General features: G+C 50.6%; 17 protein-coding genes. 16 read left to right on the plus strand and 1 reads right to left on the minus strand.

Going from position 1 to position 18020, the window contains the following annotated elements:
* Positions 1-125: 125 nt before the first annotated feature.
* From FDX03_RS22610 to FDX03_RS22665, 12 genes are all read left to right on the plus strand, one after another.
* Positions 126-1100, plus strand: a complete 975-nt coding sequence (locus FDX03_RS22610) for an MDR family oxidoreductase (protein WP_116361144.1) — start codon at positions 126-128, stop codon at positions 1098-1100.
* Between the two features lie 119 nt (positions 1101-1219).
* Positions 1220-2224 carry a protein-methionine-sulfoxide reductase catalytic subunit MsrP gene (gene msrP, locus FDX03_RS22615; RefSeq protein WP_048213460.1) on the plus strand — a complete coding sequence of 335 codons (1005 nt, stop codon included), beginning with the start codon at positions 1220-1222 and terminating at the stop codon, positions 2222-2224.
* Positions 2225-2824, plus strand: coding sequence for a protein-methionine-sulfoxide reductase heme-binding subunit MsrQ (gene msrQ / locus FDX03_RS22620; RefSeq protein ID WP_048213461.1), 600 nt, complete (start codon positions 2225-2227; stop codon positions 2822-2824).
* Positions 2825-3216: 392 nt separating this feature from the next.
* Positions 3217-3687: an acetyl-CoA carboxylase biotin carboxyl carrier protein gene (gene accB / locus FDX03_RS22625; RefSeq protein ID WP_005121378.1), complete on the plus strand. Its 471-nt coding sequence runs from the start codon at positions 3217-3219 to the stop codon at positions 3685-3687.
* Between the two features lie 10 nt (positions 3688-3697).
* Positions 3698-5047: an acetyl-CoA carboxylase biotin carboxylase subunit gene (gene accC / locus FDX03_RS22630; RefSeq protein WP_003025213.1), complete on the plus strand. Its 1350-nt coding sequence runs from the start codon at positions 3698-3700 to the stop codon at positions 5045-5047.
* A gap of 107 nt (positions 5048-5154) precedes the next feature.
* The gene (locus FDX03_RS22635) at positions 5155-5397 is read left to right on the plus strand and encodes a YhdT family protein (RefSeq protein ID WP_048213462.1); all 243 of its coding nucleotides are present in this window, start codon (positions 5155-5157) and stop codon (positions 5395-5397) included.
* Entirely contained in the window at positions 5387-6838 is a 1452-nt protein-coding gene (gene panF / locus FDX03_RS22640; protein WP_048213463.1) for a sodium/pantothenate symporter, read from the plus strand. Before FDX03_RS22635 ends, panF begins: the two co-directional genes overlap by 11 nt.
* Positions 6839-6849: 11 nt before the next feature.
* Positions 6850-7731, plus strand: coding sequence for a 50S ribosomal protein L11 methyltransferase (prmA, locus tag FDX03_RS22645; RefSeq protein ID WP_003025221.1), 882 nt, complete (start codon positions 6850-6852; stop codon positions 7729-7731).
* Between the two features lie 360 nt (positions 7732-8091).
* Complete coding sequence (gene dusB, locus FDX03_RS22650; protein WP_003025224.1) at positions 8092-9057, plus strand: tRNA dihydrouridine synthase DusB; 966 nt, start codon at positions 8092-8094, stop codon at positions 9055-9057.
* Between the two features lie 25 nt (positions 9058-9082).
* Positions 9083-9379, plus strand: a complete 297-nt coding sequence (gene fis, locus FDX03_RS22655; protein ID WP_000462905.1) for a DNA-binding transcriptional regulator Fis — start codon at positions 9083-9085, stop codon at positions 9377-9379.
* An 87-nt stretch (positions 9380-9466) separates the two neighbouring features.
* Positions 9467-10351, plus strand: coding sequence for an adenine-specific DNA-methyltransferase (gene yhdJ, locus FDX03_RS22660; protein WP_061068861.1), 885 nt, complete (start codon positions 9467-9469; stop codon positions 10349-10351).
* An 82-nt stretch (positions 10352-10433) separates the two neighbouring features.
* Positions 10434-10598 (plus strand): DUF2556 family protein, encoded by a 165-nt coding sequence (locus tag FDX03_RS22665; RefSeq protein ID WP_048213464.1) that lies wholly within the window; start codon positions 10434-10436, stop codon positions 10596-10598.
* A gap of 53 nt (positions 10599-10651) precedes the next feature.
* Here FDX03_RS22665 and envR read toward each other — a convergent pair whose 3' ends face one another.
* Entirely contained in the window at positions 10652-11308 is a 657-nt protein-coding gene (gene envR, locus FDX03_RS22670) for an acrEF/envCD operon transcriptional regulator (protein WP_061068709.1), read from the minus strand.
* Positions 11309-11720: 412 nt separating this feature from the next.
* Between envR and FDX03_RS22675 the strand changes: the two genes are divergently transcribed.
* The 4 genes from FDX03_RS22675 to FDX03_RS22690 all read left to right on the plus strand — a co-directional run bounded on the left by FDX03_RS22675 (position 11721) and on the right by FDX03_RS22690 (position 17983).
* Positions 11721-12881, plus strand: a complete 1161-nt coding sequence (locus tag FDX03_RS22675; RefSeq protein ID WP_137346608.1) for an efflux RND transporter periplasmic adaptor subunit — start codon at positions 11721-11723, stop codon at positions 12879-12881.
* An 11-nt stretch (positions 12882-12892) separates the two neighbouring features.
* Positions 12893-16006, plus strand: coding sequence for an efflux RND transporter permease subunit (locus FDX03_RS22680; protein ID WP_115642772.1), 3114 nt, complete (start codon positions 12893-12895; stop codon positions 16004-16006).
* Positions 16007-16275: 269 nt separating this feature from the next.
* The gene (locus FDX03_RS22685) at positions 16276-16497 is read left to right on the plus strand and encodes a membrane protein (RefSeq protein ID WP_048213468.1); all 222 of its coding nucleotides are present in this window, start codon (positions 16276-16278) and stop codon (positions 16495-16497) included.
* Between the two features lie 460 nt (positions 16498-16957).
* Positions 16958-17983 carry an amino acid ABC transporter substrate-binding protein gene (locus FDX03_RS22690; RefSeq protein ID WP_115601384.1) on the plus strand — a complete coding sequence of 342 codons (1026 nt, stop codon included), beginning with the start codon at positions 16958-16960 and terminating at the stop codon, positions 17981-17983.
* Positions 17984-18020 lie beyond the last annotated feature (37 nt).

An 18020-nucleotide genomic window follows, 5' to 3' on the forward strand; every position in this document is an offset into this window, starting at 1 on the left:
GTGGGCATACTACCAAATCAGGTATATCTGGCAATTTATTGCGCAGAATCGGCATCATGTTTTAATTAGCGAGTATAGTCTTCACAGATAATTTTCCAATCCACTATATGAATTGAGGACAGGTTATGCAGGCTTTGATCTTAGAACAGCAGGACGGAAAAACCCTCGCATCCGTTCAACCCCTCGACGAAAATCAGCTACCTGAAGGCGATGTGACGGTGGATGTTCACTGGTCGAGCCTGAACTATAAAGATGCCCTCGCCATCACCGGTAAGGGTAAAATTATCCGCAATTTTCCGATGATTCCTGGTATCGATTTCGCCGGTACCGTACGCGCAAGTGAAGATCCTCGTTTTCATGCAGGTCAGGAAGTCTTACTGACCGGATGGGGCGTGGGTGAGAATCATTGGGGGGGACTGGCCGAACGCGCTCGTGTGAAAGGCGATTGGCTGGTTGCGCTGCCAAAAGGACTGGACGGTCGCAAATCCATGGTCATCGGTACCGCCGGTTTTACTGCCATGCTGTGCGTCATGGCGCTTGAAGATGCCGGTATCCGCCCGGAAGACGGCGAAATCGTCGTCACTGGTGCCAGCGGTGGCGTAGGCAGTACTGCCGTTGCGCTGCTGCACAAACTGGGTTACCAGGTTGCGGCAGTATCGGGCCGCGAAAGCACCCACGACTACCTGAAAAGCCTGGGAGCCAACCGCATTCTGGGTCGTGATGAGTTTGCTGAATCTCGTCCGCTGGAAAAACAACTGTGGGCGGGTGCCATTGATACCGTTGGCGACAAAGTGCTGGCAAAAGTACTGGCGCAGATGAACTATGGCGGTTGTGTTGCCGCCTGTGGTCTGGCTGGCGGTTTTGCGCTACCCACCACGGTGATGCCGTTTATTCTGCGCAACGTGCGCTTACAGGGCGTCGACTCCGTGATGACGCCTCCGGATCGTCGTGCACAGGCCTGGCAACGTCTGGTTAACGACCTGCCAGAGTCGTTCTTTACCCAGGCAGCGACAGAAATCACGCTTGCCGATGCGCCGAAGTTCGCCGATGCCATCATCAATAACCAGGTGCAGGGCCGTACGCTGGTGAAAGTGAAATAAAACAATTTGCAGATACAAATTTACATTTAATTAACTAAATTTCTCTGCACATTGACGGACTCCCTGCCATAGTAACTACGCGCCAGTATGAGCCTTTGCGCGTATGTCGGGAGTCCGTTATGAAGAAAATACGTCCATTCACTGAAGCCGATGTAACAGCCGAGTCGGCTTTTTTTATGCAGCGCCGCCAGGTGCTGAAAGCGCTGGGTATCAGCGCCGCCGCTTTGTCTTTGCCCTTTTCTGCCGAGGCCGATCTTCTGAGCTGGTTTAAAGGCAATGACCGTCCGCCCGCGCCTGCCGGTAAACCCCTTGATTTCACCAAGCCGGCAGCCTGGCAAAATACACTTCCTTTAACACCAGAAGATAAGGTTTCTGGCTATAACAACTTCTACGAATTCGGCCTCGACAAAGCCGATCCTGCAGCCAATGCCGGCAGTCTGAAAACCGATCCCTGGACGCTGAAAATCAGCGGTGAAGTCGCTAAACCGTTGACGCTCGATCATGATGCCTTAACCACCCGCTTCCCACTGGAAGAGCGTATATATCGAATGCGCTGTGTTGAAGCCTGGTCGATGGTCGTACCGTGGATTGGTTTTCCTTTACATAAACTGTTAGCGCTGGTTGAACCCACCAGCAATGCAAAATATGTCGCGTTCGAAACACGTTATGCCCCTGAAGAGATGCCGGGACAGAAAGATCGCTTTATTGGCGGTGGGTTAAAATATCCTTATGTTGAAGGGCTACGTCTGGATGAGGCCATGCACCCGCTCACGCTGCTTACAGTGGGCGTGTATGGCAAGGCACTTCCACCACAAAATGGTGCCCCTATTCGCTTAACGGTGCCATGGAAATACGGGTTTAAAGGCATTAAGTCGATCGTCAGTATTAAACTGACGCGTGAACGCCCGCCAACCACCTGGAATATGGCTGCGTCCGATGAATACGGTTTTTATGCCAATGTGAATCCTCATGTCGATCATCCCCGCTGGTCACAAGCGACTGAACGCTTCATCGGCGCGGGCGGCATACTGGATGTACAGCGCCAGCCCACGTTGCTGTTTAACGGCTATGCAAAGGAAGTCGCTTCCCTGTACCGAGGTCTCGATCTGCGGGAGAATTTTTAAGTGCGCCTGACTGCAAAACAGATTACCTGGCTGAAAGTTTGCCTGCATCTTACCGGACTTTTACCGTTTCTCTGGCTATTTTGGGCGGTAAATCATGGGGGACTGAGCGCCGATCCGGTCAAAGACATTCAGCACTTTACCGGTCGGACAGCTCTGAAATTCCTACTGGCTACCTTGCTGGTGGCGCCGTTGGCGCGCTACGCTAAACAGCCATTATTGATACGCACTCGTCGCCTGTTAGGGCTATGGTGTTTCGCCTGGGCGACGTTACATTTAACCAGCTATGCGCTACTGGAATTAGGCATTAATAACCTGGCATTGCTGGGGCGGGAACTTACTACTCGACCTTATTTGATGTTGGGTATTTTCAGCTGGGTCATTTTATTCGCCCTCGCCTTGACCTCTACACAGGCAGCCCAGCGAAAACTGGGTAAATATTGGCAGTATCTGCACAACTTCGTCTATCTTGTGGCGATCCTGGCACCCATACATTATTTGTGGTCGGTAAAAATTATCTCTCCGCAACCGATTATTTATGCCGCACTTGCAGCGGTGCTGTTAGCCTGCCGCTACAAGAAGTTTCGCCAGTGGTGGCGGTAGTTTCACGATATGTGCAGTACGTTGCAAAACACAGACGAACCCATGTTCTTTACATGCCAGCGGTTGATTATCTTCCCTGATAAGACCAGTATTTAGCTGCCAATTGCTACGAAATAGTTATAATGTGCGCCTTTGCTCTCCCCGGTAGCGTTTTTACAGCGCAGAAAGGGTGACAATCGCATATTGAAGGTATATTTTGTCTTTTACCCGAAAATGGCAGAAGATAGCCGCACAATGACTAACAAGTCTGGCAATCTCATATAATGGCCGCAGCACGCAGTGCAACGCCTGAGATGTGTGGCATCTTGTCACTCACTGTTATAAAAATGCTATACAGACGGCGGTAAAACGCCTGTCACAATCTCACTAAACAAAGAGTACGGAACCCACTCATGGATATTCGTAAGATTAAAAAACTGATCGAGCTGGTTGAAGAATCAGGCATCTCCGAACTGGAAATTTCTGAAGGCGAAGAGTCTGTACGCATCAGCCGTGCAGCGCCAGCTGCAAGTTTTCCAATGATGCAACAGGCTTATGCTGCACCAGTGATGCAGCAGCCAGCTCTGTCTAACGCTGTCGCACAAACTGCCACTCCAAGTATGGAAGCGCCGGCAGCAGCGGAAATCAGTGGTCACATCGTACGCTCCCCAATGGTTGGTACGTTCTACCGCACCCCGAGCCCGGATGCTAAAGCGTTCATCGAAATCGGCCAGAAAGTGAATGCGGGCGATACCCTGTGCATCGTTGAAGCCATGAAAATGATGAACCAGATCGAAGCCGACAAATCCGGCGTAGTGAAAGCGATTCTGGTAGAAAGTGGTCAACCGGTAGAATTTGACGAGCCGCTGGTCGTCATCGAATAACGAGGCGAACATGTTGGATAAAATTGTCATCGCTAACCGCGGCGAGATTGCCTTGCGTATTCTTCGTGCCTGTAAAGAACTGGGCATCAAGACTGTCGCCGTGCACTCAAGCGCGGATCGCGATTTAAAACACGTATTGCTGGCGGATGAGACGGTCTGTATTGGCCCGGCTGCGTCCGTAAAAAGCTATCTGAACATCCCGGCAATCATTAGCGCCGCTGAAATCACCGGCGCAGTGGCAATCCACCCGGGTTATGGCTTCCTCTCTGAGAACGCCAACTTCGCTGAACAGGTAGAACGTTCTGGTTTTATCTTCATCGGCCCGAAAGCCGACACTATCCGCCTGATGGGCGACAAAGTGTCCGCGATCACCGCGATGAAGAAAGCTGGCGTACCGACCGTTCCAGGCTCTGACGGCCCGCTGGGCGATGACATGGACGCTAACCGCGCGCATGCCAAACGTATCGGCTACCCGGTTATCATCAAAGCCTCCGGCGGCGGCGGCGGTCGCGGTATGCGCGTCGTGCGCAGCGATGCCGAACTGGCACAATCCATCTCCATGACCAAAGCGGAAGCGAAAGCGGCTTTCAACAACGACATGGTTTACATGGAGAAGTACCTGGAAAACCCACGCCACATCGAAATTCAGGTGCTGGCTGACGGTCAGGGTAACGCGATTTATCTGGCTGAACGTGACTGCTCCATGCAGCGTCGTCACCAGAAAGTCGTCGAAGAAGCACCTGCGCCGGGTATTACCCCGGAACTGCGTCGCTACATCGGCGAGCGTTGCGCCAAAGCGTGCGTTGATATCGGCTATCGCGGGGCAGGTACTTTCGAGTTCCTGTTCGAAAACGGCGAGTTCTACTTCATTGAGATGAACACCCGTATTCAGGTTGAACACCCGGTAACCGAAATGATCACCGGCGTTGACCTGATCAAAGAGCAGCTGCGTATCGCGGCAGGACAACCGCTGTCCATCAAGCAGGATGAAGTTGTGGTTAAAGGCCATGCGGTAGAATGCCGTATCAACGCCGAAGACCCGAACACCTTCCTGCCAAGCCCGGGTAAAATCACGCGTTTCCACGCGCCGGGTGGCTTTGGTGTGCGCTGGGAGTCTCATATTTACGCAGGCTACACTGTACCTCCGTACTATGACTCAATGATCGGTAAGCTGATTTGCTACGGCGAAAACCGCGACGTAGCGATCGCCCGTATGAAAAACGCATTGCAGGAACTGATCATCGACGGTATCAAAACCAACGTTGATCTGCAGATCCGCATCATGAATGACGAGCACTTCCAGCATGGTGGAACCAATATCCACTATCTGGAGAAAAAACTCGGACTTCAGGAAAAGTAAGCATGCGTTAACCGAAAAGGCCGGAAATTCCGGCCTTTTGTTTTTCTCCCCTCCCGAACGCGCCATAAGGTACAATCCCCGCTTTCTTTATCCACAAGGGACAAAAAATGGACGCTCGTTTTGTTCAGGCCCATAAAGAGGCGCGCTGGGCGCTGTGGCTGACCCTTTTATATCTTGCCACATGGTTAGTAACCGCTTACTTACCAGATTCCACGCTCGGTTTTACCGGCTTACCGCACTGGTTCGAAATGGCCTGCCTGCTAACGCCGCTGGTTTTCATCGTACTGTGCTGGGCGATGGTGAAGTTTATCTATCGCGACATTCCGTTGGAGGATGACGATGCAGCTTGAAGTTATTTTGCCGCTGGTCGCCTATCTGTTGGTGGTCTTCGGTCTCTCTGTTTACGCTATGCGTAAGAGATCGACCGGTACTTTCCTGAACGAATATTTCCTCGGCAGCCGCTCGATGGGCGGGGTCGTGTTAGCCATGACGCTAACGGCAACCTACATTAGCGCCAGTTCGTTTATTGGCGGCCCTGGCGCGGCTTATAAATACGGATTGGGATGGGTATTACTGGCGATGATCCAGTTGCCTGCCGTCTGGCTCTCTTTGGGGATCCTCGGGAAGAAATTCGCCATTCTGGCGCGCCGTTATAATGCCGTTACCCTTAACGACATGCTGTTTGCCCGCTACCAGAGCCGTCTACTGGTGTGGCTGGCAAGTCTTAGCCTGCTGGTCGCGTTTGTCGGAGCAATGACCGTACAGTTTATTGGCGGCGCACGTTTGCTGGAAACGGCTGCGGGTATTCCTTACGAAACCGGTCTGCTGATCTTTGGCGTCAGTATCGCTTTATATACGGCATTCGGCGGATTTCGCGCCAGCGTACTGAACGACACCATGCAAGGCATGGTAATGCTGATTGGGACTATCGTTCTGCTGGTCGGCGTCGTTCATGCCGCCGGCGGCCTTAGCAATGCGGTAGTAACCCTGCAAACCATCGATCCGAAACTGGTCTCACCGCAGGGCGCGGATGACATTCTGTCACCCACGTTTATGACCTCATTCTGGGTACTGGTGTGTTTTGGCGTGATTGGACTTCCGCATACGGCGGTACGCTGTATCTCCTATAAAGACAGTAAAGCGGTACATCGTGGGATTATCATCGGCACCATCGTGGTGGCGATCCTGATGTTTGGCATGCATCTGGCGGGTGCGTTGGGACGTGCGGTGATCCCTGACCTGACGGTACCGGATCTGGTGATCCCGACTCTGATGGTCAAAGTGTTGCCACCGGTAGCTGCCGGGATCTTCCTCGCGGCCCCCATGGCCGCGATCATGTCAACGATCAATGCCCAATTGCTGCAAAGTTCCGCTACGATCATTAAGGATCTGTACCTGAACCTTCGTCCGGAACAGTTGAAAAACGAAACCCGGCTGAAGCGCATGTCCGCTGTGATCACCCTACTGCTGGGCGCGTTACTGCTGCTGGCCGCCTGGAAACCGCCAGAGATGATTATCTGGCTCAACCTGCTGGCGTTTGGCGGGTTGGAAGCGGTCTTCCTGTGGCCGCTGGTGCTGGGCCTGTACTGGGAGCGAGCAAACGCGACTGGCGCATTGAGCGCGATGATTGTCGGCGGCGTGTTGTATGCCGTACTTGCTACCTTTAACGTTCAGTACCTGGGCTTCCATCCGATCGTGCCCTCGTTGCTGATAAGTTTGCTGGCTTTCCTGGTCGGAAACCGTTTCGGTTCTACCGTCCCGCAAGCTGCCATATTGACTACTGATAAATAAAGAGTTTTGCCATGCCATGGATCCAACTGAAACTGAACACAACGGGTGCTAACGCAGAAGAGTTAAGCGATGCACTGATGGAAGCGGGCTCCGTTTCCATCACTTTCCAGGATACGCATGATACGCCGGTGTTCGAGCCTCTGCCGGGCGAGACTCGCCTGTGGGGCGATACCGATGTTATCGGCTTGTTCGACGCAGAAACCGACATGAAAGAAGTCGTTGCCATTCTGGAGCAGCATCCGCTGCTGGGTGAAGGCTTCGCGCATAAAATCGAACAGCTTGAAGATAAAGACTGGGAACGCGAATGGATGGATAACTTCCATCCGATGCGCTTTGGCGAACGCCTGTGGATTTGCCCGAGCTGGCGCGATGTCCCGGATGAGAACGCCGTCAACGTGATGCTGGACCCGGGTCTGGCGTTTGGTACCGGCACTCACCCCACCACCTCTCTGTGCCTGCAATGGCTGGACGGTCTCGATCTTAACGGCAAAACGGTTATCGACTTTGGCTGCGGCTCCGGCATTCTGGCCATTGCGGCATTGAAACTGGGCGCAGCGAAAGCCATCGGCGTGGATATCGATCCACAAGCGATTCAGGCCAGCCGTGATAACGCCCAGCGTAATGGCGTTTCTGAGCGTCTGGAGCTTTATCTGCCGAAAGACCAGCCAGAAGCCATGAAAGCCGACGTGGTGGTCGCCAACATCCTCGCGGGCCCATTACGTGAACTGGCGCCGTTAATCAGCGTACTGCCCGTTGAGGGCGGTCTACTGGGGCTTTCTGGCATTCTTGCCAGCCAGGCGGAAAGCGTCTGTGAGGCCTATGCCGATCTCTTTACACTCGATCCGGTCATCGAAAAAGAAGAGTGGTGCCGTATTACCGGTCAGAAAAAATAATCGTCACGCGTTACTATCGCTAACCCCAAAATCGCTTTCGTTTTCGCAAAATGATTTGCGGAAATGAGAGCGAGATCGCATTACAAAGTCACTATTTGTACACAAAAACAGCTTTTTATCCTGATGTCCTGAGCCTGAGCGCAATAAAAAAAGAGAAGTTTTCGGAATTTATAAACGGATGATAAATTAGCGCAACTACGTATCCAAATGATTATTAAAGCTTTTAATTTGAAACTGTGTACTTAGTCAGCAATTCATTGATCCACCTCAGTGGATTGGTCAAAGTTTGGCCTTTCATCTCATGCAAAAAATGCGTAATATACGCCGCCTTGCAGTCACAGTATGGTCATTTCTTAACTCATGCGCATCGGACAATACCAGCTCAGAAATCGCCTGATCGCAGCACCTATGGCTGGCATCACTGACAGACCATTCAGGACGCTGTGCTATGAGATGGGAGCAGGATTGACGGTATCCGAGATGATGTCTTCTAACCCGCAGGTTTGGGAAAGCGACAAATCTCGTTTACGTATGGTGCACGTTGATGAGCCAGGAATTCGCACGGTGCAAATTGCCGGTAGCGATCCTGTTGAGATGGCTGATGCCGCACGTATTAACGTGGAAAGCGGCGCCCAGATTATTGATATCAATATGGGGTGTCCGGCTAAAAAAGTGAATCGCAAGCTCGCAGGTTCAGCCCTCTTGCAGTACCCGGATTTAGTGAAATCGATACTAACCGAGGTCGTCAATGCAGTGGACGTTCCTGTCACACTCAAGATTCGCACCGGCTGGGCTCCGGAACACCGTAACTGCGTAGAGATTGCCCAACTGGCTGAAGACTGTGGCATTCAGGCTCTGACCATTCATGGACGCACCCGCGCCTGTTTGTTCAATGGAGATGCTGAGTACGACAGTATTCGGGCAGTTAAGCAGAAAGTTTCCATTCCGATTATCGCGAATGGCGACATTACTGACCCGCATAAAGCCAGAGCTGTACTCGACTATACGGGGGCGGATGCCCTGATGATAGGACGTGCAGCTCAGGGAAGACCCTGGATCTTTCGGGAAATCCAGCATTATCTGGACACTGGGGAGCTGCTGCCCCCGCTGCCTCTGGCAGAGGTGAAGCGCTTGCTTTGTGCGCATGTTCGGGAATTGCACGACTTTTATGGTCAGGCAAAAGGGTACCGAATTGCGCGTAAACACGTATCCTGGTATCTCCAGGAACACGCTCCGGATGACCAGTTTCGGCGCACATTCAACGCCATTGAAGACTCCAGCGAACAGCTGGCGGCGTTGGAGGCATACTTCGAAAATTTTGCGTAAACAGAAATAAAGAGCTGACAGAACTATGTTCGAACAACGCGTAAATTCTGACGTACTGACCGTTTCTACCGTTAACTCTCAGGATCAGGTAACTCAAAAACCCCTGCGTGACTCGGTTAAACAGGCACTGAAGAACTATTTTGCTCAATTGAATGGTCAGGATGTTAACGATCTCTATGAGCTGGTACTGGCTGAAGTAGAACAGCCCCTGTTGGACATGGTGATGCAATACACCCGCGGTAACCAGACCCGTGCTGCCCTGATGATGGGCATCAACCGTGGTACGCTGCGTAAAAAACTGAAAAAATACGGCATGAACTGATACTAATCAGCGAAATGTTTGTTTTAAAAGGCGCTACTCGGCATGGGGAAGCGCCTTTTTTATTCGCGTCACACGGAGGCTTTGGTGATGAAAGCGAGATGTGAACCTGTCTACTTTGGTGATGAATCAAAAAAGATAATCCAGGGTGATGCGCTGACTGAACTGAAAAAGCTGCCGTCTGAAAGCATCGATCTGATCTTTGCCGACCCACCTTATAACATCGGGAAAGACTTTGACGGGTTGGTAGAATCCTGGGACGAAGAGAGCTTTCTGGCCTCGCTGTTCGAGTGCATTGATGAATGCCATCGAATATTAAAGCCACAAGGCACCATGTACATCATGAACAGTACAGAGAACATGCCGTACATCGACCTCAAATGTCGACAGCTTTTTACCATCAAGAGCCGTATTGTGTGGGCCTATGATAGCTCAGGGGTACAGGCCAAAAAGTACTTTGGCTCCATGTATGAACCGATCCTGATGATGGTCAAAGACCCAAAAAGTTATACATTTAACCGTGATGATATTTTGGTTGAAGCGAAAACCGGGGCGAAACGCGCGCTAATAGACTACAGAAAAAACCCACCTCAGCCCTACAATCATAAAAAAGTACCCGGTAATGTCTGGGAGTTTCCACGTGTTCGCTACCTGATGGATGAATACGAAAACCACCCCACGCAGAAACCCAAAGCCCTGCTGGAGCGCATCATTCTGGCTTCCTCCAACCCAGATGACAAAGTGCTGGATCCGTTTGCCGGTAGCTTCACAACCGGTGCCACTGCCGTGGAATTAGGTCGCAAGTTTGTCGGGATTGAAATCAATGCCGAATACGTAAAAATGGGGCTCAGAAGATTGAGTATTGGTTCTCATTTTTCAGAGAATGAGCTTGCAAAGGTGAAAAAGCGCAAGACGAAAAACCTGTCTAAAAAGAGTCGATTACCGGAAAAGAACAGTGGAATTTCAGCAAAGTAAAAGCATTGTAAGTCTGCTTTTCAGCTTTTAGATTTCGTGTATATTCCCTGCACGCTTGGGCATGAATACACAGGATTTGGTAATGATTCGCAAGTATTGGTGGCTGGTTGTTTTTGCTGTCTTTGTTTTTCTTTTTGATGCGCTACTCATTCAGTGGATAGAGTTGATGACAACAGAGCACGATAAGTGCCGGAATATGAACTCAGTAAACCCCCTCAAGCTGGTCAACTGTATCGACCTCGAATAGTACGTCCGGTGACTTACCGTTCTGCAACTGCCGTCAGTCCATGGCGGCAGAAACTAGCCAGCCTGATCCTCACCCTGAATCAATTGCAGCATGCAGCCATCAGGGCTTAACATTTTTAATACATTATCAACTAATACTGGCGCTTGTTTATAAAGATCATAACTCATTGGATTAATGAGCCAGTTCTTAACAATGCCACTAAAACTCCCATGAAGAATAATTATTATAACGTCTAAATCAAGGCTGGTTGCGATAAGCCCATCGTCCATACATTTCTGCAAGGCAATGCGCATACCCAGATGGTTGATACCAATTTTTTCACGAATAGTCTGTTCCGATATCATATCATTATGGAATTCACATTTATGATATAAAATCTGCATTAATGCCTGCTGTCGAGGATTCTCAGCAATATATTGCAAACCCACAACTAATCTTTCTTGTAGCCGCTGTAGTGGGTTATCTCCCCAACGGCCCACGAGCCGCTCCTGAATAAGATCGCGCAAGGGCGGCTGCTGTAACCAAAGCTCATTAAAAAGCTGCGTTTTATTTTCGAAATGCCAATAGAGCGCTCCCCGCGTAACGTTGGCCGCATCAGCAATGTCGTTGAGCGTCGTATTGCTTACGCCGCGCGCGGCAAACTGCGCTATCGCTGTTTCAATCAGGTGCTGCCGCGTTTTGAGAGCATCAGCTTTCGTTCTTCTGGCCATGGTTCCGACTGTCCGGAGTAGAGTAGAGAATGATTAACTTTCTTATCTAATATTTGCTAAACGAAATAAATGTATCACTTAGCGTTTATTTAGACGAGGTCTAAAAGCGTTAATTGCTGACATTGCACACGAATAAACAAAGCATATAAAAACTTTAAATACATTCACCAGCCAAATACTTATTTCAATATGTATTTATGCGCATCATAGTATTGCTATTAACACCATAATAAAACAGCAGAGGATTAATCTTTTTTTGTTTTTATGTGCCGTGTGTCGCGCCCATAAATAAGTATTGCTTACATCGCAAGCTAATAATTTGTAGGATAGCCAACTATTATTTTTCTTGTGCGCGTTATCGCCTCTGCGTTACCCGGTTAATAACGAGCGTTCGGTTTTTTAAGGAATAGAAATGACGAAAAATGCCAGGTTTTCACTCCTGCCCTCATTCATCATCATCTCCGCTGCATTACTCGCCGGTTGTAACGATCAGGGAGAAACACAAGCTCATCCCGCAGAGCCGCAGGTGACTGTCCATGTCGTCGAAAAGGCGCCCTTAGCCGTGACGACCGAATTACCCGGGCGCACAACGGCATTTCGTATCGCAGAAGTCCGTCCTCAGGTTAGCGGGATTGTACTTAAACGGAATTTCACTGAGGGAAGCGATGTTGAAGCAGGTCAGTCGCTTTATCAGATCGACCCCGCGACTTACCAGGCTGACTATGACAGCGCCAAAGGCGAGCTGGCAAAGAGTGAAGCGGCGGCAGCTATCGCGCATTTAACGGTAAAACGTTATGTTCCGCTGGTAGGCACTAAGTACATCAGCCAGCAAGAGTACGATCAGGCCATTGCTGATGCCCGCCAGGCCGATGCTTCCGTAATCGCAGCAAAAGCCACGGTCGAAAGCGCACGTATTAACCTGGCCTACACCAAAGTGACATCGCCCATTAGCGGACGGATCGGTAAATCTAACGTCACCGAAGGCGCATTAGTCACGAATGGCCAGGCGACTGAGCTTGCTACCGTTCAACAGCTTGATCCTATTTACGTCGACGTAACGCAGTCCAGCAATGACTTTATGCGCCTCAAACAGTCAGTTGAGCAAGGGAGCCTGCATAAAGACAGCGCCAGCAGTACCGTCGAACTGGTAATGGAAAATGGTCAGTCGTACCCACTGAAAGGTTCTTTGCAATTTTCTGACGTGACGGTTGATGAAAGTACCGGATCCATCACCCTCAGGGCCGTCTTCCCTAACCCGCAGCACACGCTGCTGCCGGGCATGTTCGTGCGTGCGCGCATTGATGAAGGTGTTCAGCCAAATGCCATTCTCGTTCCGCAGCAGGGGGTAACGCGTACGCCTCGCGGCGATGCCACCGTGATGGTCGTTAACGATAAAAGTCAGGTTGAGTCTCGCGCCGTTGTTGCCACACAAGCCATTGGCGACAAGTGGCTCATCAGCGAAGGTCTGCAACCGGGTGACAAAGTTATCGTGAGCGGCTTACAGAAAGCACGCCCTGGCGTCCAGGTTAAAGCAACTGCCGACACCGAAATCTCTGCCACGAAAGCCCAATAAGGTAACCGGACATGGCTAACTTTTTTATCAGGCGTCCTATCTTTGCCTGGGTACTGGCCATCATTCTGATGATGGCGGGTGCTCTGGCAATCATGCAGCTCCCCGTGGCGCAGTACCCAACCATTGCACCTCCTGCAGTCGCTATTACCGCAACCTATCCAGGTGCGGATGCGCAGACGGTACAAGATACTGTTACGCAGGTTATCGAACAGAATATGAACGGTATCGATAACCTGATGTATATGTCCTCCACCAGCGATTCCGCTGGAAGTGTGACCATCACGCTGACCTTCCAGTCCGGTACCGACCCCGATATCGCCCAGGTTCAGGTGCAAAATAAACTGCAGCTCGCCACACCTTTACTGCCGCAGGAAGTCCAGCAGCAGGGGATCGGCGTTGAGAAATCCAGCAGCAGTTTTTTAATGGTCGCGGGGTTTGTTTCTGATAACCCGCAAACCACACAGGATGATATTTCCGACTACGTTGCCTCTAACGTTAAAGACTCAATCAGTCGTCTTAATGGCGTGGGTGACGTACAGCTGTTTGGTGCGCAGTATGCTATGCGCATCTGGCTGGATGCGAACTTGCTGAACAAGTACCAGCTTACGCCGGTTGATGTGATCAATCAGTTGAAGGTCCAGAACGATCAGATAGCCGCAGGTCAGTTAGGCGGTACGCCAGCATTACCTAACCAGCAGCTTAACGCTTCTATCATTGCGCAAACGCGACTGAAAGATCCTGAAGAGTTCGGCAAAGTCACTTTACGCGTAAACAGCGATGGTTCAGTTGTTCACCTGAAGGACGTTGCACGGATCGAGTTGGGTGGTGAGAACTACAACGTGGTGGCGCGTATTAACGGTAAGCCTGCGTCCGGCCTCGGTATTAAGCTGGCAACCGGGGCAAACGCGCTGGATACCGCTAACGCTATCAAAGCCAAACTGGCTGAGTTGCAACCGTTCTTCCCGCAGGGAATGAAGGTGGTCTATCCGTACGACACCACGCCGTTTGTGACCATCTCCATCCACGAAGTGGTAAAAACGCTGTTTGAGGCGATCGTGCTGGTGTTCCTGGTCATGTATTTGTTCCTGCAGAACATCCGGGCAACGCTCATTCCAACCATCGCTGTCCCCGTCGTATTGTTAGGCACATTTGCCGTACTTGCCGCGTTTGGCTACTCAATAAACACCCTGACGATGTTCGGGATGGTGCTCGCCATCGGTCTATTGGTCGATGATGCGATAGTGGTAGTGGAAAACGTCGAACGTGTGATGATGGAAGATAATCTGCCGCCTAAAGAGGCGACGGAAAAATCCATGTCACAAATTCAGGGAGCGCTGGTCGGCATCGCCATGGTGCTGTCTGCGGTCTTTATCCCGATGGCCTTCTTTGGTGGGTCGACAGGTGCTATCTACCGGCAGTTCTCCATCACCATTGTTTCCGCCATGGCGCTTTCTGTTCTGGTCGCGCTGATCCTGACTCCCGCGCTTTGCGCAACGCTGCTGAAGCCGGTATCGGCTGAACATCACGAGAAAAAAAGCGGTTTCTTTGGCTGGTTTAATGCCAAATTCGATCACAGCGTCAACCACTACACCAATAGTGTCAGCGGTATTGTGCGTAAAACCGGGCGTTACCTGGTTGTCTACCTGATCATCGTGATCGGAATGGCGGTGCTGTTTATGCGTCTGCCGACCTCCTTCCTGCCGGAAGAAGATCAGGGCGTATTTATGACTATGATTCAGCTCCCGGCGGGGGCAACACAAGAGCGCACCCAGAAAGTGCTGGATCAGGTCACCCAGTATTATCTGAACAATGAGAAAGCTAACGTCGCAAGCGTCTTCACGGTTAACGGCTTTAGCTTCAGCGGTCAGGGACAAAACTCAGGTCTGGCGTTCGTCAGCCTCAAGCCCTGGGATGAGCGTAGCGGAGAGGAAAACAGCGCCGAAGCGGTTATTGCACGCGCCACTCGCGCCTTCAGCCAGATCCGCGATGGTCTGGTCTTCCCCTTCAACATGCCGGCGATTGTTGAATTGGGTACTGCAACCGGCTTCGACTTCGAGCTGATCGATCAGGGCGGTCTGGGACATACGGCATTAACGCAAGCCCGTAACCAACTGCTGGGTATGGTGGCTAAACACCCAGATTTGTTAGTCCGCGTGCGTCCGAACGGCCTGGAAGATACCCCTCAGTTCAAACTGGATGTCGATCAGGAGAAAGCACAAGCACTGGGCGTTTCGCTGTCGGACATTAACGAGACCATCTCTGCATCGTTGGGCGGCTATTACGTCAATGACTTTATTGACCGCGGCCGAGTGAAGAAAGTGTACGTTCAGGCGGATGCTAAATACCGCATGCTGCCAACGGACATCAGTAATCTGTATATCCGCAGTGCCAATGGCGAAATGGTTCCGTTCTCTGCGTTCAGCGCATCGCATTGGGTTTACGGCTCACCGCGCCTGGAGCGTTACAACGGCATGCCATCGATGGAAATACTGGGGGAAGCCGCGCCGGGTCGAAGTACGGGTGAAGCAATGGCACTAATGGAAAGCCTCGCAGAAAAGCTGCCAAACGGTATTGGTCATGACTGGACGGGTATGTCTTATCAGGAACGACTGTCGGGTAACCAGGCACCTGCACTTTATGCCATCTCGCTAATCGTCGTCTTCCTTTGCCTGGCCGCGTTGTATGAGAGTTGGTCGATTCCCTTCTCCGTCATGCTGGTTGTACCGCTCGGTGTGGTAGGCGCACTGTTAGCTGCATCAGTGCGTGGGATGAATAACGACGTCTACTTCCAGGTGGGTCTGTTAACCACTATTGGCCTCTCGGCGAAGAACGCCATCCTGATCGTCGAATTTGCCAAAGACCTGATGGATAAAGAGGGCAAAGGATTGATAGAAGCCACTCTGGAGGCGTCGCGCATGCGTCTTCGTCCAATCCTGATGACATCCCTGGCGTTTATTCTGGGGGTTATGCCTCTGGTTATCAGCCATGGTGCAGGTAGCGGTGCGCAGAATGCTGTTGGTACCGGTGTTATGGGGGGGATGCTCACCGCAACATTGTTAGCGATCTTCTTCGTTCCCGTCTTCTTCGTTGTCGTTAAACGGCGTTTTAGCCGGCACCACGAATAATTTGTAAAATAAAGGCGTCCATAGACGCCTTTTTACATGATGATGAGTTCTTTATTTATTAATGAGATAGACATTTAATTTTGCTGAAGCATTGCAGAACAAACTTTCAGGTGCCCCATTTTATCCATTATTTTTACAATCCACATGAATTGAGATTATTCCTCATGTCAGTCTTTTTTTAAGCAGTGGTAAAATAGCAGTCGAGTTCGCAGATGGCTGAGCGTTTACCTTTGCTCAATTAGCGAAACGCTTATTTTTGAGGTAACACCATGAAAAGATTAATACCCGTTGCACTGCTTACCGCATTACTGGCTGGCTGTGCACACGATTCCCCTTGTGTGCCTGTCTATGACGATCAAGGGCGTCTGGTTCATACCAATACCTGTATGAAAGGCACCACGCAGGATAACTGGGAAACTGCAGGAGCGATAGCCGGTGGTGCAGCCGCTGTTGCCGGCTTGACGCTTGGGATAGTTGCCTTGACGAAATAAAAAATCATAAAAGCGCGGCCGTTACCGCGCTTTTAGCAATACGAATTAAATCTTAATATAAGACAAAATGTTAGTTCATGGCATCATTCATAAAATAAAATTATTATAGATTCGCTTCACATATCCATGAACTCAAATTAGCATTTTCTGTATTCTTCGTTATAACGCACATCCCTTTCATTATTCTCACGCTACGGATATTCACGCCCGAAATCGTTATCATGCGTCCTGTCTTATTTTTAAATTTTTTGCGCCGAAATGTGGCTTACGTTTCAATTTTGCACCACTTCAGGGCGCTGCATTTATTCTTTCCTGTCTACACTCTGCATATTGCGTCGAATAATCGTGCGCAAAAACCTGGCACTACCTTTGCTTAGAAGAGTATGGCCATAGCCACAGACAGGTAAAAGACGTTTTCAGAACGTTTCCATAACAATAATTCCTCCACACAGGATGCTCTATGAAAAAGATGATAATAGCCAGCCTGGCTGCGGCCGGCGTGCTGCTTGCGGTTGCAAATCAGGCACATGCCGGCGCAACTCTCGATGCCGTACAGAAAAAGGGTTTTGTGCAATGTGGTATCAGTGATGGCCTGCCTGGTTTTTCTTACGCTGATGCAAGCGGTAAGTTCTCAGGTATTGATGTCGATGTATGTCGTGGCGTTGCCGCTGCCGTATTTGGTGATGACAGCAAAGTAAAATATACCCCACTCACCGCCAAAGAACGCTTCACCGCGTTACAGTCTGGTGAGGTCGATATGCTTTCCCGTAATACCACATGGACCTCTTCTCGCGATGCCGGAATGGGAATGTCTTTCACTGGCGTAACGTATTACGACGGCATCGGTTTTCTTACCCACAATAAAGCGGGCCTGAAGAGCGCTAAAGAGCTGGATGGCGCAACGGTTTGTATTCAGGCAGGAACAGATACTGAACTGAATGTGGCCGACTACTTTAAAGCCAATAAAATGAAGTATACCCCTGTCACCTTTGACCGTTCTGATGAGTCCGCTAAAGCTCTCGAATCAGGGCGCTGCGATACACTTGCCTCCGACCAGTCTCAGTTGTACGCCCTGCGGATCAAGCTGAGCACCCCCGCAGAATGGATTGTACTGCCAGAAGTTATTTCTAAAGAGCCACTGGGGCCAGTCGTGCGTCGTGGTGACGACGAGTGGTTCTCGATTGTTCGCTGGACGTTGTTCGCTATGCTGAACGCCGAAGAGATGGGGGTTAACTCGAAAAATGTTGACGAAAAAGCGGCAAATCCTGCAACACCGGATATGGCGCACCTGCTAGGTAAAGAGGGGGATTATGGCAAGGATCTGAAACTTGATAACAAATGGGCTTATAACATTATCAAGCAGGTAGGTAACTACTCGGAGATCTTTGAGCGTAACGTTGGATCGGAAAGCCCGCTGAAGATCAAGCGTGGGCAGAACAACCTCTGGAATAACGGTGGCATTCAGTATGCACCACCCGTGCGCTAATGCGCAGTGATGCAACGAGCGCCGCAACGGCGGCGCT

It is taken from the genome of Citrobacter sp. wls827, assembly GCF_005280875.1.
Taxonomy (GTDB): domain Bacteria; phylum Pseudomonadota; class Gammaproteobacteria; order Enterobacterales; family Enterobacteriaceae; genus Citrobacter; species Citrobacter youngae.